Annotated in this window: 18 protein-coding genes; 7 read left to right on the top strand and 11 right to left on the bottom strand. The window is 61.7% G+C overall.

The annotated features are described in order from the left end of the window. Window positions 1-85: 85 nt before the first annotated feature. Window positions 86-1045 (top strand): 4-hydroxy-3-methylbut-2-enyl diphosphate reductase, encoded by a 960-nt coding sequence (locus HMPREF2792_RS02240; RefSeq protein ID WP_180952102.1) that lies wholly within the window; start codon window positions 86-88, stop codon window positions 1043-1045. Here HMPREF2792_RS02240 and HMPREF2792_RS02235 read toward each other — a convergent pair. The 3 genes from HMPREF2792_RS02235 to HMPREF2792_RS02225 are packed head-to-tail and all read right to left on the bottom strand — an operon-like array spanning window position 1042 to window position 4415. Next, on the bottom strand, window positions 1042-1785 hold the full coding sequence (locus HMPREF2792_RS02235) for a DUF6542 domain-containing protein (protein WP_232748431.1): 744 nt from the start codon (window positions 1783-1785) through the stop codon (window positions 1042-1044). The two genes, HMPREF2792_RS02240 and HMPREF2792_RS02235, sit on opposite strands and share 4 nt — an antisense overlap. Window positions 1786-1820: 35 nt before the next feature. Continuing rightward, a complete protein-coding gene (locus tag HMPREF2792_RS02230; RefSeq protein WP_070530615.1) occupies window positions 1821-2891 on the bottom strand; it encodes a DNA recombination protein RmuC in 1071 nt (356 codons plus the stop codon). Between the two features lie 36 nt (window positions 2892-2927). Continuing rightward, window positions 2928-4415, bottom strand: a complete 1488-nt coding sequence (locus HMPREF2792_RS02225; RefSeq protein ID WP_070530519.1) for an AI-2E family transporter — start codon at window positions 4413-4415, stop codon at window positions 2928-2930. 47 nt (window positions 4416-4462) lie between these two features. Here HMPREF2792_RS02225 and ychF point away from each other — a divergent pair, with 47 nt between their 5' ends. Continuing rightward, on the top strand, window positions 4463-5548 hold the full coding sequence (gene ychF / locus HMPREF2792_RS02220) for a redox-regulated ATPase YchF (RefSeq protein ID WP_070530517.1): 1086 nt from the start codon (window positions 4463-4465) through the stop codon (window positions 5546-5548). Window positions 5549-5579: 31 nt separating this feature from the next. After that, window positions 5580-6770 (top strand): amidohydrolase, encoded by a 1191-nt coding sequence (locus tag HMPREF2792_RS02215; protein ID WP_070530515.1) that lies wholly within the window; start codon window positions 5580-5582, stop codon window positions 6768-6770. Here HMPREF2792_RS02215 and HMPREF2792_RS02210 read toward each other — a convergent pair. Genes HMPREF2792_RS02210 through HMPREF2792_RS02185 form a run of 6 tightly spaced genes read right to left on the bottom strand, consistent with a single transcriptional unit; the run spans window position 6767 to window position 11713 of the window. Next, the gene (locus HMPREF2792_RS02210) at window positions 6767-7609 is read right to left on the bottom strand and encodes a MurR/RpiR family transcriptional regulator (protein ID WP_070530512.1); all 843 of its coding nucleotides are present in this window, start codon (window positions 7607-7609) and stop codon (window positions 6767-6769) included. The two genes, HMPREF2792_RS02215 and HMPREF2792_RS02210, sit on opposite strands and share 4 nt — an antisense overlap. Window positions 7610-7620: 11 nt before the next feature. Next, complete coding sequence (phnE, locus tag HMPREF2792_RS02205; RefSeq protein ID WP_070530510.1) at window positions 7621-8421, bottom strand: phosphonate ABC transporter, permease protein PhnE; 801 nt, start codon at window positions 8419-8421, stop codon at window positions 7621-7623. Then, window positions 8418-9212: a phosphonate ABC transporter, permease protein PhnE gene (gene phnE, locus HMPREF2792_RS02200; protein ID WP_046649249.1), complete on the bottom strand. Its 795-nt coding sequence runs from the start codon at window positions 9210-9212 to the stop codon at window positions 8418-8420. The genes phnE (HMPREF2792_RS02205) and phnE (HMPREF2792_RS02200) overlap by 4 nt, the downstream gene beginning before the upstream one ends. Further along, window positions 9209-10009 carry a phosphonate ABC transporter ATP-binding protein gene (gene phnC / locus HMPREF2792_RS02195; protein ID WP_070530508.1) on the bottom strand — a complete coding sequence of 267 codons (801 nt, stop codon included), beginning with the start codon at window positions 10007-10009 and terminating at the stop codon, window positions 9209-9211. The genes phnE (HMPREF2792_RS02200) and phnC overlap by 4 nt, the downstream gene beginning before the upstream one ends. 31 nt (window positions 10010-10040) lie before the next feature. Next, complete coding sequence (locus HMPREF2792_RS02190; RefSeq protein ID WP_070523999.1) at window positions 10041-11027, bottom strand: phosphate/phosphite/phosphonate ABC transporter substrate-binding protein; 987 nt, start codon at window positions 11025-11027, stop codon at window positions 10041-10043. Window positions 11028-11059: 32 nt separating this feature from the next. Further along, complete coding sequence (locus HMPREF2792_RS02185; RefSeq protein WP_070524001.1) at window positions 11060-11713, bottom strand: HAD family hydrolase; 654 nt, start codon at window positions 11711-11713, stop codon at window positions 11060-11062. A 144-nt stretch (window positions 11714-11857) separates the two neighbouring features. Here HMPREF2792_RS02185 and HMPREF2792_RS02180 point away from each other — a divergent pair, with 144 nt between their 5' ends. Then, entirely contained in the window at window positions 11858-12766 is a 909-nt protein-coding gene (locus tag HMPREF2792_RS02180; protein ID WP_070524003.1) for a cation diffusion facilitator family transporter, read from the top strand. Here HMPREF2792_RS02180 and HMPREF2792_RS02175 read toward each other — a convergent pair. Next, window positions 12752-13714: a winged helix DNA-binding domain-containing protein gene (locus HMPREF2792_RS02175; RefSeq protein WP_070524005.1), complete on the bottom strand. Its 963-nt coding sequence runs from the start codon at window positions 13712-13714 to the stop codon at window positions 12752-12754. The two genes, HMPREF2792_RS02180 and HMPREF2792_RS02175, sit on opposite strands and share 15 nt — an antisense overlap. 11 nt (window positions 13715-13725) lie before the next feature. Further along, the gene (locus HMPREF2792_RS02170; RefSeq protein ID WP_070530506.1) at window positions 13726-15273 is read right to left on the bottom strand and encodes a succinic semialdehyde dehydrogenase; all 1548 of its coding nucleotides are present in this window, start codon (window positions 15271-15273) and stop codon (window positions 13726-13728) included. A gap of 90 nt (window positions 15274-15363) precedes the next feature. On the opposite strand from HMPREF2792_RS02170, the gene HMPREF2792_RS02165 reads away from it, so the two are divergent. From HMPREF2792_RS02165 to HMPREF2792_RS02155, 3 genes are all read left to right on the top strand, one after another. After that, window positions 15364-16536 (top strand): alanine racemase, encoded by a 1173-nt coding sequence (locus HMPREF2792_RS02165; protein ID WP_070530504.1) that lies wholly within the window; start codon window positions 15364-15366, stop codon window positions 16534-16536. Further along, window positions 16533-17816: a D-arabinono-1,4-lactone oxidase gene (locus HMPREF2792_RS02160; RefSeq protein WP_070530501.1), complete on the top strand. Its 1284-nt coding sequence runs from the start codon at window positions 16533-16535 to the stop codon at window positions 17814-17816. Before HMPREF2792_RS02165 ends, HMPREF2792_RS02160 begins: the two co-directional genes overlap by 4 nt. A gap of 101 nt (window positions 17817-17917) precedes the next feature. Next, entirely contained in the window at window positions 17918-19108 is a 1191-nt protein-coding gene (locus HMPREF2792_RS02155; RefSeq protein ID WP_070530499.1) for an MFS transporter, read from the top strand. The last annotated feature ends 255 nt before the right edge of the window (window positions 19109-19363 follow it).

Below are 19363 nucleotides of genomic sequence, written 5' to 3'. Positions count from 1 at the left end.
AGGCGTGCCGGACATCTGGTGCTACCGGCCAAGCCTGGCAAGCTGTAACTACAGTATGCGCGCGACTTTCGATACTCTGGGAGCCATGACTGAAACTGCAAAGAAGGTGCTCCTGGCGGCTCCCCGCGGCTATTGCGCCGGCGTGGACCGTGCTGTTGAGACAGTGGAAAAGGCGTTGGAGAAATACGGCGCCCCTATCTACGTGCGCAAGCAAATCGTGCACAACCGCTTCGTTGTTGAATCCCTGGCTAAGCGTGGTGTCATCTTTGTAGAGGAGGCTTCCGAAGCCCCTGAAGGCGCTCACCTTGTATTTTCTGCACACGGCATTGCGCCGACGGTGCGCAAGGAAGCGGAGGAACGCAAGCAGCTAACGCTGGACGCAACGTGCCCGCTGGTGACCAAGGTGCACAAGGAAGCACAGCGCTTTGAGCGCGATGGCTATCACATCTTGCTCGTCGGCCACGAGGGCCACGAAGAGGTCGAAGGCACCGCCGGTGAGGCCCCAGAGGTTACCCACTTGGTAGATGGCTTGGACGGCGTCGACAAGCTGCCGGATTTCCTCCACGATGAGAAACTCATCTGGTTGTCGCAAACCACATTGTCGGTTGATGAAACCATTCAGATCGTCAATAAGCTGCGTGAGCGCTTTCCGCACCTGGAGAATCCGCCATCAGATGATATCTGCTACGCCACTCAGAACCGTCAGGAATCGGTGAAGGCCATTGCCCCGAAGTGTGATCTCATGATCGTCGTCGGGTCCCAGAATTCCTCCAACTCAAAGCGTCTCGTCGAGGTCGCCCTAGAAGCAGGCTCTAAGGCCTCGCACCTCGTAGACTTCGCTTCGGAGATCGAAGAAGCTTGGCTGGAGGGCGTGAACACCGTCGGTGTGACGTGTGGCGCATCCGTGCCTGAACTGCTGGTCCGTGAGGTACTGGAATTCCTGGACGAGCGTGGCTACCACGACGTTGAGCAGGTGACGACCTCCACGGAGACCATCACATTCTCCTTGCCGCGCGATCTGCGTCCGGCACGCACCGCGCGTTAATCCTCGTCGTAGAGATTCTCTTCCAGCGGCTGGGAGGACCGCTGGGAGCGCTCCCGTGCGCGCCGCGCATTCTCTGCCGATTCAGCGGCGGCACGGCGGAATTCCTCCCGCTCATCTGCGTCGGGGGAGGCTTGTTTGCGCTGTTCGCGCTCCTCGGCCTGAATACGGCGGCGTTCTTCGCGGTCGCGCTCCCGGACTCGGCCGGAGCCTGTGGCTTCACGAGCAAGGAGCTCGGCTACGGAAAGACGCTCGGAGCGGTTTCGAAGGTCGGAAGCTGCGTCGGTGCGGCGCTTTTCCTGGGCTTTGGCCTCACGGCTCTTCGCGCGATTGTCGCTGCGCCACAGTCGCAGGACTGCGAGTAGCGCGCAGGCAATTACTGTGACAATAAGTACGGGGAAGTGCTGCAGCAGCGGGAAGGCCGTGGTGAGAAGCGCGGTCTTAGAAAACGGCGACGCGCCTTCTGGCAAGGCTGACGTGGAACTGATGAAGCCACCGCCCACGGTTCCCAGCGCGTAGAGCAGGGGCAATGAAATTACCAGCATGTAGAGCCCGCGGGTTTCCACCAGCCAGGTGACGGCGAGCGATCCCAGTCCAAAAATCAGGGCGAACGGCAGCCCCACGCTGCCAAGCACTCCTGAGACCGTCAAAGCCACGAGCGTTACGACGAGCGCGAGGAGAAGCGCTCGGGTAAGCGGCATCCCGCGGCGGGGAGGGCGGCGACGATTTTTGGCAACTGACACGCCCAGAGAGCTTACCGGGAATGTTGGCCAAACCGTTATTCATTCTGGGCGCGCCGCGGCCAAGAACCGACACGGCGCGGCTCCACGGGCAGGCGGTCGACGCGGGCGGGGACGTCCAATTCTTTGAGCCGCCGTGCAGTGACCGAAACGCGCGAATCCAAACTAGCCAGGCTTGCGTTATAGGCCTCCACCGCGCGCTCCAGCCCGCGGCCCACCTTGTCGTAGTGCTCATTAAGAGTGTTGAGCCGGGTGTACAGCTCGCGGCCCAGGCGCTGGACCTCGCGGGCTTTATCCTCGATCTCTTCGTGCTGCCAGCTCACCGCAACGGTACGTAAGAGTGCGAAAAGGGTGCTCGGGGTAGCGATGACGATGTTGCGCTCGAAGGCGAACTCGAGCAATTCAGCGTCGATAGACAAGGCCGCGTCCACGAAGGTGTCAGCGGGGACAAAGAGGATCACAAATTGTGGTGTGGGGGAGAAGGCCTCGATATAGTCCTTCGACGCCAGTGCCTGCACGTGGGAACGCATGAGGTGCGCATGGCGGCGTAGGTATCCAGCCCGCTCCTCCGGGTCTTCAGTCTCCATCGCGTCGAGGTAGGCACTGAGGGGCACCTTTGCGTCCACGATAATGCTGCGTCCGCCGGCCAAGTGAATGACCAGATCGGGGCGGACGAGCGAGCCATTGATGCGGGCGTTCACCTGTGAATCAAAATCCACGTGTTTGCGCATACCGCCGAGCTCGACGACGCGCTCGAGCTGCACTTCGCCCCAGCGTCCCCGAACATTCGGGGAACGCAGTGCGCCGACCAGCTTGTCCGTGCGGTCAGACAGGCGTGTCGACGTGCGGGTCACCGCTTGTACTTGGCTGCTGAGTGCTGCGAGCGATGTCGCCCGATCCTCCTCGATTTCTTGGAGCTGGAGGCCCAAACGGTCCATGGCCTTCTCTAGAGGGGCGAGTTCTGCTTGGCGGCGTTGAGACTCTTGAAGTGCACGGTGTTCCTCTGATGGCTGGGCGGACTGTGCGGAATAGGCGCGGGCCAGCCAGCCCAGAGCGGCCCCGATGATGAGGCCGAGGAACAAGAGCACTACGGGAAGGGAAGACGTCATGCCTGTCATCATGGCACGCGCCCCGGACATGGAGGCTTAGCTCTTGTCTTTTGATTGCAAAATCTGTTCGAGAGCGCCAATCGCTCGCTTAATTCCCGCTCGGGCGCCGCTATCGCGCTCACTGAAGTCTGCGTCAACGTCGACATCGATCTTTTGGTCCAGCGGGCTTGTGCCGTCGTGGGCTACATCTTCCGCAGCGCCTTCGGGTGCGGCGTGGTCCGGGATGGACAGCCACTGCTCGCGCTTCCGGTCGCCCTGCTGCTGTGTGTAGCGCCCGATGAGGAAACCGGCGACCGTTGAGAATTCCAAGTCTTCGGCGGTCCTCTCGCCGGATTGGAGCATCATCATGTCTTGGAAGTAGCGGTAGACCACCGCGATGGTCGCCGCCGCCGGAACGGCGAGGAAGCCGCCGACGAGGCCGAAGAGCGCGGAACCTACAGTCACAGAAATCAACACGATGACCGGGTGCAGGTTCATGGCCTTCGATTGCAGCCACGGGGAGAGTACGTTGCCCTCAAGCTGCTGAACTAAAAGGACCAAGCCAAGAACGAGCAGTGCTTTGGTAAAGCCCAAGGAGACCAGCGCGATGGTCACGGATAGCGCACCAGCTACAATCGCGCCCACAAAGGGGATAAAGCCGGCGATGAAGGTGATGATGGCCAGCGCCATGGCCAAAGGCACCCCGATGAGTGCGAGGCCGAGGCCGATGAAGATGGCGTCGACAAGCGAGACCACCGCCTGCGCCCGCACGAAACCGCCCAGCGTGGTCCACACACGGGTGAGCAACTCGGTGAGGTGCCAGCCGGTCCGGCGGCCCGTGGCCTGGCGCAACCAGGGGAGGAAGTTGTGGCCATCTTTAAGGAAGAAGAAGGTCAGCACCACGATGATGAAGAGCGTGACCACGATGGAGGTCGCCGTGCCAATTCCCGTGAACACGGAACCCGCAATAGAGCCGGCCTGGCGCTGCAGCCACAGGGCGATCTCATCGATGTATTGGCCGATCTCATCCGGATCGAGGTTGAGCGGCGGCCCTTGTGCCCATAGCTGCAGGCGCTGAATGCCTTCCGCAGTTTGCAGGTACAGCGTTTGGGATTGCCGCGCAAAGTCCGGAGCAATGAACATGAAAAGCGAGCCCACCGCGGTAAAGGACACGAGGATGGTTACCGCCGCAGCCAGGGCCGACGGCAACCCCTTGCGCCGCATGGCGCTCGCAATGGGAGCAAGCACAGTGCAAATAATCAGCGCGATGAGGACGGGAAGGATGCCGCGCCAGAAGTTGCCCAGCATGCGGAAGGAGGCATAAAGGAATATCCCAATGATGGTCAGGCGCAGTGCCCACAGCGATGTGGACTTGATGACCTCGCCGACCACCACAGAGCGATCCACCTGGTTGCCGGGCGGGTGCGGAGAGACAGCGTTCAGTGAAGCAGCATCGACGGAGTCATCGAAACGCCCGCCGAGCGCTGCCTCAGCGGCGGCGAACTCAGAGGAAGAGGCGTTGGGGGATGGCTGATCAGAACTCACCCCACCATCTTGCCTCAAAAGATCCGGGGTGCGTTAGGATTGGCCCCGTGAGTCTTACACTTGGAATCGTCGGCCTGCCCAACGTGGGCAAGTCCACTTTGTTTAATGCCCTGACCCGTTCCGACATCTTGGCGGCGAATTACCCGTTTGCCACCATCGAGCCCAATGTCGGACTAGTGGAGCTTCCCGATTCCCGCCTGAACCGCCTCGCGGAAATCTTCAGCTCCGAACGTATCCTTCCGGCCACCGTGTCCTTCGTGGATATCGCCGGGATTGTGGAAGGCGCTTCCAAGGGTGAAGGCATGGGTAACGCCTTCCTCGCCAATATTCGTGAAGCTGATGCCATTTGCCAGGTAGTGCGTGCCTTCGCTGATGAGAACGTCATCCACGTCGACGGCGAGGTCAACCCGGCACACGATATTTCGGTCATCAACACCGAGCTCATCCTCGCGGACCTCCAGACCATCGAGAAGGCCCTGCCGCGCTTGGAAAAGGAAGCGCGCAAGAACAAGGATCTGGCAGAAACCGTTGAAGAGACCAAGAAGGCCCAGGCCATCTTGGAGGATGACCGCACCCTCTTCGCTGCTTCCAAGAGCAACGAGATCGACCTGTCTCTCCTGCGCGAGCTGCACCTCATGACCGCGAAGCCCTTCCTCTATGTCTTCAACTCGGACGAGGCTGTCCTCACCGATGAGGCCAAGAAGGAGGAGCTGCGCCAGCTCGTAGCCCCGGCGGAGTGCGTCTTCCTCGATGCCCAGACTGAAACCGAGCTCCTTGAGCTCGACGAGGCAGAGGCTCTGGAATTGCTGGAGTCTGTCGGCCAGGAAGAGCCAGGCTTGGCGACGTTGGCCAAGGCCGGCTTCGCCACCCTCGGCCTGCAGACCTACCTGACCGCTGGCCCGAAGGAAGCCCGCGCATGGACCATCAGGCAGGGGTCCGCGGCACCGCAGGCCGCGGGTGTCATTCACACCGACTTCGAGAAGAAGTTCATCAAGGCAGAAATCGTCTCCTTCGACGACCTTGATGCTGCTGGCTCCATGGCGGAAGCCCGTAACGCCGGCAAGGTGCGCCAGGAGGGTAAGGAATACATCATGCAGGATGGCGACGTCTGCGATTTCAAGATCGGCGGCTAGCTCGTGCGCTCATAGCGCGTAGGCTGTGGGCATGAGTATCGCCCACATCCTAGACCGAGCAGCACATGCCACGCAGTGGCAAGAAGCCCTGTACAAGGACCTTCACCAGCATCCTGAGCTCAGCATGGAGGAGGAGCGCACCCGCGGCGTCATCGCGGGCAAGCTCCGGGAGTTTCCAGGGGTTGAAGTGCTTGAACTCGGCGGGGGAGTCGTCGGCATCCTCCGCAACGGTGAGGGTTCGACCGTTTTAGAACGCGCTGACTTCGACGGCCTGCCCGTCACTGAAGACACTGGCTTGGACTACTCGGCCACGGGCGAGGTTATGCACGCCTGTGGCCACGACACCCACGTGACCGCCTTGCTTGGTGCCACGGAAGCGATGGCGAAGGCCACTGACGCGTGGTCCGGTACTTTCATCGCGCTCTTTCAACCGGGCGAGGAAACCGCGGAGGGTGCACAATCCATGGTGGACGCGGGACTTACCGGCAAAGTCCCCACGCCTGACGTGGCCTTTGGCCAGCACATCTTTATTGATAAAAACGCCCCGGCCGGCACCGTACTGATTGCGCCCGGCCCGGTCTTGTCGACAGCGACCTCACTCACGGTCACCGTTTATGGCCACGGTTCCCATGGTTCGATGCCACACCTCAGCGTCGATCCAGTCGTCTTGGCCAGCTCCATAGTGTTGCGGCTGCAGACCGTCGTGTCCCGCGAAGTCGATCCTCACCAGTTCGCCGTACTGACCGTCGGCGCGCTGCAAGCGGGGTCGAAGGCCAATATCATCCCGGATTCGGCCACCCTGCGCATCAATGTCCGCGCCTATAGCGAGGAGATTCGAGAGCAAATCGTTGAGGCCATCCACCGGATCGTCAACGCCGAGTGCCAGGCAGCGATATCCCCACGTGAGCCGGAGATCACCGAAAGCGATAATTACCCGCTCACTGTCAACGATGAGGAAGTCACGAACAAGGTGCGCGCGCAGCTTGTCGACGTCCTCGGAAGCGACAACGTCCTCGACATGGAACCGTGGACCGCATCGGAGGATTTCTCGAGGATCCCCGATGCCTTTGGTACTCCGTATTGCTTCTGGGGTTTTGGCGGGCGTACTGATGGCGCGTCCATTCCTAACCACAACCCGCGTTTTGCTCCGGAGTTGCAGCCGACGCTCAGCACCGCGACGCAGGCGCTCATCGCCGCGGCCTACGCCTACCTGGGAAATTAATCTTCCATCGCCGATTGGAGCACGGAGAGCACCGTGCGCCGTGCCGCGGAATCATCGAGGTGGGAATCCACCAGCGTCACGAGTGCTTCAAGCACCAGCAGAAAAGCAACGCGCGAGGCATCCTGCAGCTCTGCACGAAATGTCCCATCCGGGGAGGGGATGACCAGCGTGTAGGAGGCGAGCTCCGCCAAGGGCGAGGAGGTAAACGAGGTCAGCGCGATGAGCTTCGCGCCCGCCTCGAAGGCTGCGGTCGCGGCTTTGAGCGTGAGCGTGGTCGACCCTGAACCGGAAACGACGAGGCACACGCACTCTGCGTCTAGTTGCGTCGCCGCGATGTGCTGGCCCATGGCCTCCGCCACGAACTCGGCTGGGCGCCCGATGCTTGTGAGGCGCAGCGCCATGGTCTGCGCCAAGGGAGCAGAGAGGCCATTGCCCACGAGGAGAACACGCTTGGCCTGCGCTACTGCCTCTACTGTCGCGGCTAGCTCATCCTCGTTGAGCAGGGAAGTAAGCCCATGCAGGTAGTTGCTGAAGGAGGCAATCTCGGTACTCATGCGGCCGACGTGGGTGGAATCGGCACCCGCCGGCGGGGTGGGGCGCTGCGCAATCTCCTGCGTGAGCGCCACACGCAACTGCTGGTACCCGTCGTAGCCCAGCGCTTTCGCGGTGCGGATGACGGAGGTACGGGACGTGCCTACCTTGGCCGCCAGCTGGTCCGCAGTGGCGTGCAGGACGAAGTCCATGTCTTCGAGGATTGCCTGGGCCACGCGTTGTTCGATGGGCTGCAGGCTCGGCATGCGCGTGGTGATGTGCGCGGAGAGTGGGGCGGAATCAGTCATAGGGGTATCTATCAGGTGAATTTGGCGGCCACGATGCGGCGGCGGATAGCGCCGGAGATGGCGTCGATGGACATGGTGATGACGATGACCACGATGAGCAGGACGCCGACGACGTCCCACTGGCGGTACTGCGTATAGCCGGTGAGCATGTCACCGATGCCTCCCACGCCGATGAGGCCGAGGACCGCGGAGGTACGCACGTTGATCTCAAAACGGTAGAGCGCGAGCGAAGCCAGCTCCGGTTGGACAATGGGCCAGGTTCCCCAGCGCACCATTTCTGCCAGGCTGCCGCCGGCTGCCTTGACCGCGTCGGCCGGGCCAGTCGGTGCGGTTTCAATGGCCTCATAGGTCCACTTCGCGTGCGTGCCGATGCCGCCGATGGCCAGAGCTAGCGCGCCCGTAAACGGGGTTAACCCGGTGACGGTGAGGATAATGATGGCGATGATGATCTCCGGTACCGCGCGGATGATGGCAAACAGCGCGCGCAGTGGTAGGCATACCCACCCCGGGGAGACCGTATTGGCAGCTAGGACACCGAGGATGGTGGAGAGGAACACGCCGAGCAGCGCACCGATCCAGGCCATCGCCACGGAGCGCCAGGTCTGCAGGAGGGCCTCACCCAGCTTGGACCAGTCCGGGTTGGAGAACATGAGCACGAGGTAGTGCCAGATGTTCGAGGGCAAATCTTTAAGAGCCGTCAGATCAACGCGAATGTAGCCAAAGGACAGCGCCAAGATCATAAGGATTCCGGCCCACGCAGCGAAGACTCCCCAGCTGCGGGAGCGGGAGGGAAGTACATGTGCAGTGCTCATCGCAGCCTCTTTCGCAGGTTGACGGACACGATCTCCAGGGCGATGACCACGACGAGCAGCTCGAGCACGATGGCGGAGAGTGCGTCATAGCGGTAGAAGCCGCGGACTTCGTCGATCAGCAGGCCAATGCCACCAGCGCCCACGAGGCCGAGGACCGCGGAGATGCGGACGTTGAGCTCGAGGGAGTAGATCACCTGGCTGGCAAAGACCGGCCAGGTCTGCGGCAGGGCAGTAACCCGGTTGATCTGGGTTTGCGTGCCGCCGGCGGCGCGGCCGGCCTCCATATAAGAATCATCTGCGGAGTCGATGGCTTCGGAGACGAGCTTGACCACGATGCCGACGTCGAAGAGCACCAGCGTGATGATGCCGGGCAGGGCACCGACGCCGAGCATGGCCACGAGGATGGTGGCGTAGACCAAGTCGGGCACCGCGCGGACAACGTTGACGATGCCGCGCACTAGCGAGCGCCACGGTGTCGATGGGTTGGTGGGCCGCGCCGCCCACAGGGATAGGGGCAGAGCGATGACCGCGGAGATGGCGGCACCGACGACGGCCATGGCGAGGGTTTCAAGCATCGGCTCCCACGTGCGCGGGAGGATGGACCAGTCGGGGCTGAACATCAGGGCCAAGCGGTCGGCGCCGTTGCGCCAGTTGCGAGCGATCTGCCCAAAGTCGATCTCGATTCCGCCCCAGGCGGGGACGCAGGTGGCGATGGTGAGCGCGAGAAAAGCAGCCAGCCCGCCAAGGATGCCGGGCCAGTTGCGCTGCCGTGGGGGAAGTACCGCCGTCATGCCCGGCTCTCCTGACTTCCCAGCTGGTCTTCCTCGCGGATGCGCCGGCCGTAGATGGCTTCGAAATCCTCCACGGTGGAGCCCGCGGCGGGCCCATCGAAAACTATCTTGCCGTGGCGAATGCCGATGATGCGCGAGGCGTAGTCTTGCGCCAGATCCACCAGGTGCAAGTTCACCAGGGTGGTCAGGTCCCGCTCGGTATTGATGCGGCGTAGATCCTTCATCACGGAGTGGGCAGTGGGCGGGTCTAGGGAGGCGACGGGTTCATCGGCCAGCATGATCGCCGGCTTCTGGGACAGGGCGCGGGCGATGGCCACGCGCTGCTTCTGGCCGCCCGACAAGGCGCCGGCCTTATTCCACGCCTTGTCGAGGATCCCTACGGAGTCGAGGGCCTCGGCGATGATTGCTTTGTCCTCGGCGGTAGAGATTCCCAACAGGGTGCGCCAGCTGGGATTGTGAGAAAAGCGCCCGACGAGGACATTGGAGAAGACGCTCGCGCGGTCGGCTAGGTTGAACTCCTGGAAGATCATGCCGATGCGGCCGCGTAGCTTCCGCAGCTGTGCTCTTTTCGCTGCGGAAATCTCGTGGTCGCCGACGAAAATCTTGCCGGATGTCGGTTGCACGAGGCCGTTGATGCTGCGGATGAACGTGGATTTGCCAGAGCCGGACAGGCCGACGATGGCGACGAATTCGCCGGGAGCGATGTCCACGGAGACGTCGTCGAGCGCCAGCGTTCCGTTGGGGTAGCGCACCGAGACATTCTCGAAGCGGATTCCCCACGCTTTCTCCTCCGTCATGGGTGAAGCCTTTCTGAGTAGGGGCGTCAGGCTACTGGGCGAAGCGCTCGTTGACCTTGCGCGCCATATCGATGGATTCCTGCTTGGCGGGAACCCAGTCGGTGATGTCGAAGATGGCGGACATGGTGTCCGGATCAACCTCGGAGAAGCCGTCCATGAGGTCGGTGATCTGGCCGCGCAGATCCTCCGGCACCTCATCAGAAATCACGACGCCACCGTTGGGGTACATGTCGGTGTAGCCGAAGACCACGAGCTTCTCGGCCAGACCTGGGGCCTCCGACGCGTCGATGGTGGAACGCGCATCCCAGAAGCTGAAGCCCACCTCGGCATCGCCGTTGTAGACCGCCATGATGGAGGCATCGTTGGAGGTCACTGGCACCTTTTTGAGGCTGTCGACGTCGATGCCCTGGGATTCCATGGCCATGACCGGCAGCTGGTATCCGGCGGGGGAGGTAGCACCCAGCATGGCGACGGTGGTCTCCCCATCGATCTTCTTGAGCGCCTCGAGGCCCTTCGGACCCTGGCCCTTGTTCTCCTCCGGGGTGGCGGTGCCGTTGCAGTACAGGTAGTCGGCACCGCTGGCAGCATAGGTGGAGGCCACCGGCTCGTCCTCGCAGTACTTGTCGGGGTTGTTGGTGACGAACTGGCCGGCGTAGGAATCCGCGCCGAAGCGCTCGTCCTGCAGTACGGCGTGAGCGCCGTACATGTCTTCTGCAGAGGCCAGCTGCGCGGCGGAGGCGATGGCGATATCTGCCTGGCCGGAGCCGATGGCCTCGACGGCGGCCTGGTAGTCCTTGGTCACGACTCCCTCGACCTCGATGCCGAGCTCCTCGGAAAGGTAGTCAGTCAGCGGCTTTGCGGTGGTGACGAGATCGTTGACCTTCTCGTTCGGGATGAGCGCGAGGGTGAGCTTGTCGGGGGAGTTCGAGTCATCGGTTGAGGAGGAATCAGAGGAGCAAGCGGTCAGGGAGAGCGACAGTGCAAGGGCGGAGGCAGCGAGGGCGGTGAAACGGCGCATGAGAATGTCTTTCTGTGTCGAGGGGTGGAGTGCTAGAAGGCGGAAGATAGTTCAGAAAAGATGTCGGTGACGCGCTGAGCGCGCCACGTGGGGTTGGCGTCTGCGGGGGTGGCGAACGGTGTTTCCAATAAAACGGTGCGCCCGCCACGGGCAGTCACGGGAGCGAGATCGAAATCCCAGATATCGCCGAAAGCGATGATGGGGCTATCGGGGAAATCAGATTCGAGGATTCGAGTCAAGCCGTCGGGCTTGCCCACCCTCGTGTAGATGGCGTCGAAGGAGTTGCTCAGCCCCAAAACCTTTAGCGCCTCTGCGAGGCCAGTTTCGGGGGAGTTGGTGGCGAGAACCGCGCGGCCGGGATACGAGCCTAGAAACTCGGCGAGGCCTTCGGGCGCTTTGATTCCGGTGTCCGCAAGGTTTAGTCGGGAGGCCATGTAGGCCTGTTGGCAGGAGTCCTCCGGGACATCGCAATCCGCGGCGAGGCTGCGGACGAGGTCGTAGCCGTCGCAATAGTGCACTAGGGAGGCGTCGTTCGTTGAGAGCATGCGTTCGGCGGTGTGGGGGATGGAGTGGTTTCCGGTTGCCTCCCCGATGTGGCGGGCATAGGCCAGCACGGGCCCGTGGCCCAGGCTAACGGTGCCGTCGAAATCGAAGAGGAGAACTGGGGGAGATATGTCTTTGGACATGAAGTACAAACTAACGACGGTGTATGTACTTTACGACCACACGCGGTAAACAATGCGTGAACAGTACGTGCACACTCGCCCTTGGTACCCTGACTCACGGTAAATAGAAATTTTCCTCAGCGAAGGACATATAGAAAGACGCACATGTCTCTTCCAACCGAGCAACTGCTGCTCGAACGCTTCATGAAGCTCTCCATTGCCACCGCAGTGGCCACGATCGCGCTCAAAGTCGTCGCTGCTGCGGCGACGGGATCGGTGGGCTTTCTTTCCGACGCCCTCGAATCCGGTGTGAACCTCGTAGCCGCCGTCGTGGGGTTTGTGGCTATCAAAATTGCGGCGAAGCCGGCAGACGCAAACCACCAGTTCGGCCACGGCAAGGCCGAGTATGTTTCCGCGTTGGTAGAGGGCGCGATGATTTTCGTGGCCGCCGCGATGATCATCTACACGGCCATCCGCCGATTTCTGGTTCCGCAGCCGCTGGAGCAACCTGGGCTCGGCCTCTTACTGTCACTCATCGCCTCTTTGCTGAACTTGGGCGTGGGCCTCCTGCTTGTGCGTGCAGGCAAGCAACACCGCTCAGCTACCTTGCAGGCGGACGGAAAGCACTTGCTTACCGACGTCTGGACGTCCGTCGGCGTCCTCCTCGGCATTGGTGCGGTCGCACTGACTGGCTGGCTGTGGTTGGATCCCGTCATCGCGCTGGCAGTGGGCATTAACATCTTGTGGACTGGGTACAAGCTGCTCAAGGAATCCTTGAGCTCCCTGTTGTCGGAGTCTCTACCGAAGGAAGAGCACGCCCAGCTGGACGCGCTTCTCAATGAGCTGGAGGGCCGTCACGATGTTTCCTTCACCTCACGCCGCACGGTCGCGGCAGGGCGCCAGCGCCTTGTTTACCTCACCATGGATGTTCCCGGCGAGTGGACGGTGCTGCACTCGCACACAATCGCCGACCGCATCGAAGACGCCATCGATGAGCTTTTTCCCGGTGCGGAAGTGTTTATCCATGTCGAGCCCGAAGGAACGGTTCATCGCCGCATCCTACGGATGCCGTAGGCTGGCTACGCCGCGCCCGCCTTCCATGACCCACGGCCAACTGAGGCCATTTCGAGTGAGGACGTTTGCTCGGATCTCATCGGGCACGATCCAATCCTTGTTGGCATAGCCCAGCAGGTATTCGTCGAAGGCGGGGAGTTCGAGCCGGATTTTTAAGGCACCGTCGATTTCGCTCGCGGTGACATCCTCCTGCCAGCCCGCCATCCACAGTGTCTGCCCATCATGGCTAACGATCGTGGCCTCCGTGCTCGCAAGAGCCTTGGCAGCCTGGGATTTGCTGAGCTTGGACCATGTTTGGAGGTCGGCTACGGATACGGGGCCGTGGCCTTCGACATAGCGCTGGGCTAGCTCTGAGAGCGGTTGGTCCGGTTCACGCTGGACGGTAGGTAGCGCATCGACATGGAGGAAGGTCTCTTGGTTGCCAGCTTTTGGGCCCTGTACCAAGTCACCGGCACCGCCGAATGCGCGGAGTAGGTGGGAGCCCCTGCCTTCTGTGGGGTCCACTCCAACCTCAGCGAAAATCTCGTAGACCTCCGTGCGAGTGAGAGGCTCGGTGGCTGCGCCATGTAGTGCTTCCGAAGCTGCTGCCATCATGTCTTCGCTGAGCCCCAAGCTCGGTCGCCGGGATTTCTGGCTGGAGGCCACGCGCGGATAGAGCAAGCGGGACATCCAGCGGACGTCGGCAGCCGGCATGAAGTGCAGCGTGCCGCGCTGTGGCCAACAGCGCACCACGCGATAGTGTCCAACTTCACCGAGCACCTCTTGATCAGTGCAGCCGGCGCGAAGGGCTAGTGCTGTGATGCCGGCATCGTAGGTCTGCCCCTGCAGAGCGAGGAGATGCTCAGCGACGTCCAGCGCCGAGGCGAGCGATGGCCTCGCGGCCGATGGGGCGAGGCCTTGAGCAATGAGCCGGCGGGCTAGAAGTTCGTCGCGGTTAAGTTCCTTCATGGCTGTCTACATTAGAGCCGGAAGGTCTTCATCAGCTGCATGCCCGTCGAAACCAGCTGGCGGAAGCGTTCCGGTGAGACGTACTCCGACGGCGCAAGCGGGTGCAGGCGCTGCTCGGCCACGGTGCGCTCGTTGGCCCACAGGCGCATGCCGGTAATACCGTGGCGGTGGTTCAGGCCAGATTCCTTGACGCCTCCACCTGGCGCGGCGATAGAACCGTAGGCGGCGGCGAAGCCTTCGTTGATGTTGACCATGCCGGCCTCTAGCTGGGAGGCAACCTTCCACGCGCGGCGGGAATTTCCGGACCATACTGAGGCAGAAAGACCGTAGGTGGTGTCATTGGCGCGCTGGATGGCCTCGGCATCGGAGCTCACCGGGTATACCGCCAACACTGGGCCGAAAGTCTCGGTGGCATAGAGATCCATCTTTGGGGTCACGCCGGTGAGCACGGTGGGCTCATAGAAGAAGGGCCCAAGATCCGGCCGAGCCTTTCCGCCATATACCACGGTGGCGCCCTTGGACAGGGCGTCCTCGACGTGGGAAACTACTGCATCGAGCTGGCGCTGCGAGGTCAGCGAGCCGATGGTGGCAGCATCGGAGAATGCTGCCCCGAGCACTTGCTGGTCCAGGGCGTTCTTGAGTTCTGCGAGGAACTCCTCAAAGACGCTCTCGTGGACATAGGCGCGCTCGGCGGACATGCACAGCTGCCCGGAGGAGGAGAAGGCGGTGCGTACGGCACCTTGGGCGGTGGGTTTAAGGGGGGCGTCGTCAAGCACGAGCATCGGGTTCTTGCCGCCCAACTCCAGCATGGTGGGGATGAGGCGCCCCGCGGCCTGGGTGGCAATCGACTTGCCAGCCTGGGTGGAACCGGTAAAGGAGAGCCCATCCACCAGAGGAACCAGGGCGTCACCCACCTCGGCACCCAGGCCGGGAACCAGCTGCCAGGCGGCCTCCGGAAGGCCCGCCTCAATGGCTAGGCGTCGCAGCAGAATTGCCGTCAACGTGGTCTGGGAGTCCGGCTTGTGTACCACGGCATTGCCGGCGGAGAGTGCTGCCAGGACGTCGCCCACGCCCAAGGACAGTGGGTAATTCCACGGGGAGATGAGCCCCACCACGCCGAGTGGGTAGTACTGCGTGCGTGTCTTGGTCAGCACGGGAAGCGCGCCGGGGTGGCGGTCGTTTCCGAAAGCTTTGCGGATGTTGACGGCATAGAACCGAGCACAGTTATATAGATCCATCAGCTCGTCATAGGCGTGGGAGCGGGACTTGCCGTTTTCGGCTTGGATCAGGTCGAGGATGAGCTCCTCGTTCTCGTGAACGAGGTCGTGCAGGCGCAGCAGGATAGCGGCGCGGTCACCTTGCCCGACGCCGGTGCGCGCATAGGTGACTGCCTTCTCGACGTCCCCGGCGGTGGCGACGGGGAAGCTAAAGAGCTTGTCACCGCTAAACGGCGCGTGAGCTTGGTTCTGCTCACCCGTGCCGCGAACATCGCGGGCGGGGTCCGTATCCAAGAAATTGTGCACTCGCTGGGGCAGGCGTGTCTGAGTGAAGGTTTTCATGCGGTCTATTGTCCCAAAAATATGGGATGCCGCTATGAGTTTTTTGAGATTTGTCTCACAAACTAAACTAGTTGTGGTTAGGATGACGCTATGCCAATCCTCGCGACCACTCCACAGGCCCAGGTGCGTTCGGCCGTTGAGCCGCTCGTCAGGTCCGGTGAAAGCTCAGCGCCCGTCGGCGTTATCGACCTCGATGCATTCGACTACAACGCTGCACAGATGCCCACCCGCGCCGGGGGACTGCCCATCCGCGTGGCCTCGAAGTCAATACGCAGCGTGGCGGCACTACGCCGTGCCCTCGAGCATGAGGGCTACCGAGGCATCCTCGCGTATTCCGTACCGGAGGCGCTGCATCTGGTCGGGGAGGGTTTCCGCGACATCGTAGTGGCCTACCCGAGCGTTAACCGTCAAGCCCTGCGTGAGCTCGCCGCAGATGACACGGCGCGCGAATCCATCACCGTCATGGTGGATAGCGTGGAGCTGTTGAGCCTGCTCGAGGGTTCTGTACGCGTGGCCATCGATATTGATTGCACGCTCCACTTGCCGGGTGCGGTTATCGGCCCGCGGCGCTCGCCCGTGCGCACTCCGGAACAGGTCTCAGCGCTGGCGCGTGAAGTCGTTCGGCGCGGGCACAGGCTTGTGGGGCTCATGGCTTATGAAGGCCAGGTGGCCTCCGTCGCGGATGGCCTGCCAGGTCCAGTGGGAGCGGTCAAGCGTTGGTTGCGTTCAAAGTCCATGGCGGACCTCGCCCCGCGGCGCCGAGCCTGCGTGGCGGCCGCGCGGGAGGTGGCGGACATCGAATTCGTCAACGGCGGTGGCACGGGCAGCCTCCAGGAATCCGCGGCCGAGGGAACTTTGACCGAGCTGGCCGCTGGCTCCGGCTTCTATACGCCAGCGATCTTCGATGATTTCACTGGCATTAACCACAAGGCGGCCGCGTTCTTCGTCTGCCAAGTATCCCGTGTGCCCGCGCCGGGCTGGGCCACGGTCAACTCCGGCGGCTGGATCGCCTCCGGCCCTCCCGCGAAGGATCGCGTCCCCGTACCGGTGTGGCCGGCGGGCCTTAGCTACTCCAGCACGGAGGGTGCCGGTGAGGTACAGACTCCGCTGCGCGGGGCTGACCTGAGCGTCGAGGACCTGGTGTGGTTCCGCCACGCCAAGGCGGGGGAGATGACAGAAAACGTCGACCGCCTCCTCGCCGTCGGGCACGACGGCGTTGATGTATGGGACACCTATAGAGGACAAGGATGGACACTCCGATGACAACCACATTTAGCAATTGGGCAGGTTCGGTTGCTGCGAAACCGCAGGAGTTTGTACAGCCCTCCCGCATAGACGAGATCCCCGGAATTATTAGCCGCTCCCGCAGCGTGCGTGCGGTGGGCGCCGGCCACTCCTTCACTCCCATCGCGGCAGGGGAGGAGACGATGCTCAACCTAGACCACGTGAGTGGGCTGGTGAGCGTCGATAAGCAGCGCAAACGCGTCCGGTTCCTGGCCGGCACTCGCTTGCGGGATGTGCCTAGGCTCCTGCGCCCGTTTGGGCTTGCCCTGGCTAACCAGGGCGATGTGGACCCGCAATCGCTGGCGGGTGCGATTTCGACCTCGACCCACGGCACCGGCATCAATTACACGGGATTTGCGGGGACGGTCACTGGGCTGACGCTTATCGACGCCGACGGCAACACCCGCACCTATTCCATCGACGAGGACCCGGAGCTCCTGCGCCTCGTAGTCGTCAGCGTGGGCGCGCTCGGCGTGGTCGTCGAAGTTGAAATGCAGTGCGTGGATGCCTTCGACCTGCTGGCTGAGGAGTCTGGCATTGACTTCGATGAGCTGATGGATAATTGGGAGGAGCTCTCCCGCAGCGTCGATCACTTCGAGTCCTATTGGTTCCCGCATACCGACCGCGCCATGGTCAAGGCCAACACGCGCCTCGAACCGAATGGGGAGCGCCGCTCACGGCTTAAGCAGCTTATCGACGACGAGCTCATCGGCAACGGCGCCTTTGCCGCCGCCTTGGCGTTGGGGCGCCTGATTCCGGGAACGATTCCGACCCTTAATAAGTTCGCCACCTCGGTCATTTCTCATAATCGCTACCGTTCCGCCGCCCACGACGTGTTTGTCAGCCCGCGCCGGGTTCGTTTCCACGAGATGGAGTACGCCGTGCCGCTTGCCGACGGCCCCGCCACCGTCCGCGAAATCCGTCGCTTCATCGATGAACAGGACTGGCGCATCGGATTCCCGATGGAGCTGCGCACGACGGCCGCGGATGACGTTGCTCTCTCGACGGCATCTGGCCGTGAGTCGATGTACATTGCATTCCACATTCCGCGTGCGTTGAATCCGCAGGACTACATGCCGAAGCTGGAACCCATTTTCCGCGCGGCCGGTGGGCGCCCGCACTGGGGGAAGATGAACTCCCTGTCCCGGAACGACTTTGCTCAACTTTATACAAGATTTGATGAGTTCTGTGAGCTGCGTGAAGAGATGGATCCGGAGTGGAAGTTTGGTTCATCCTACCTGCGAAAACTGTTCGGGTAGGGGCGTCGTCAAGCGCCGTGCAACCCGTGAATTGGATTCGAAAGTATCTCTGATCTTTGGTAGCGTGTGGAAGTCTTAATTCCATAACGCTATCGAAGAAGGTGTCTCAAACGTCCTCTGAATCCCAGTCCCTCATTACGCCGACATTCGTGTTTGCGTGGTTGGTAAATTTCGCCCAGTTCACGGTCTTCTATCTGCTTGTGACCATCATGGCGCTCTATGCCGTGGAGCAGTTTCAGGCTTCGGATACGGCGGGCGGGTTTGCGTCCAGTGCCTTTGTGGTGGGGGCGACAATTGCTCGTCTCTTCTCCGGTTACATCGTTGACGCGGCTGGGCGAAAACGCTCGTTGGTGGCCTCGCTTATTGTGGTGGCTGTAGCCATGGCGCTGTACATGCCAGCGCACTCGTTGCCGATGCTTTTTGCCGTCCGTATTTTGCACGGCTTCGGTTATGCGGTGGCCTCGACTGCTGTGATGGCAGTGGCGCAATCGGTGATTCCGGACCACCGTCGTGCCGAGGGGACCGGCTACTTCGCCTTGGGGACGACCCTAGCCACTGCCTTTGGTCCAGCGGCTGGTTTGGCGATTGTCCACCAAGCTGGCTATAACACCGTGTTTATGGTGGCGCTGACGCTTACGGTAGTGGCCTTGGGGTTGGGACTCGTCGTCAAGGCACCGGCGCAGGAGCGTCGAAGCGTCTCCTTTTCCTTGGGAAATATCGTGCACCCAGCGGTGGCGCCTTTTGGCGTCTTTATCCTTTTGGTTGGCGTCGCGTACACGGGCATCATTACGTTTCTAAACGGCTACTCCTCCCATGCGGGCCTGGAGAAGGGCGCTAGCTACTTCTTCCTGGCCTATGCGGTGGTGAGCCTCATTCTGCGCTTTGTGCTGGGCAAGCTGCAAGATCGTCGCGGTGACAACATCATCATCTATTCCTCGCTCGTCTTCTTTATTGCTGGCTTGGTAGTCCTTGCTCTGGCTGCAGCTGATTGGCAGATCATTGCTGCGGGTGCCTTGGTGGGCTTTGGTTACGGCTCAATTCTTCCGGCGGGCCAGGCTATCGCCGTGCGCCTGGTGCCGATGCACGAAATGGGTGCGGGGATCTCGACCTTCTTCTTGCTGCTAGACCTAGGTATTGGCTTTGGTCCGATTCTGCTGGGGCAGATCATCTCCGCGGCGGGTTACTCCGTCATGTACTGGATGTTGGCTGCCTTGATGCTGGTGGCTTCGGTGGTCTACTTCTTCGTTCACGGGCGCAAGGACATCGCGCGCGGTGATGTGCGGTACGAATAATTTACTCACTGGCGTCGCGCTTTCCGACGCCTAGTAGATCCCCATGCCCCACGTGCCACCAACAACGCGCGTGGGGCATTATTCGTTTTGTGTCAGTCACCGCTACTGATTGAGGATCGAACGGCCTAGCTAACCCGTGGTGGCTACCCCCGTTTGTAGTAACGACTTGACGTGAATTTACTGCTGGCTATGGCTATGTGTGGTGGGGGTCGGTAGAATCATGGTTAGAACATTTCTTCTAACTCATGTTTCTCG

The sequence above is a fragment of the Corynebacterium sp. HMSC068H04 genome (assembly GCF_001811255.1).
In the GTDB taxonomy this organism is placed as follows: Bacteria; Actinomycetota; Actinomycetes; order Mycobacteriales; family Mycobacteriaceae; genus Corynebacterium; species Corynebacterium hesseae.
The sequence above is the reverse complement of the archived record's forward strand: the minus strand, read 5'-3'. Positions and strand labels throughout refer to the sequence as shown.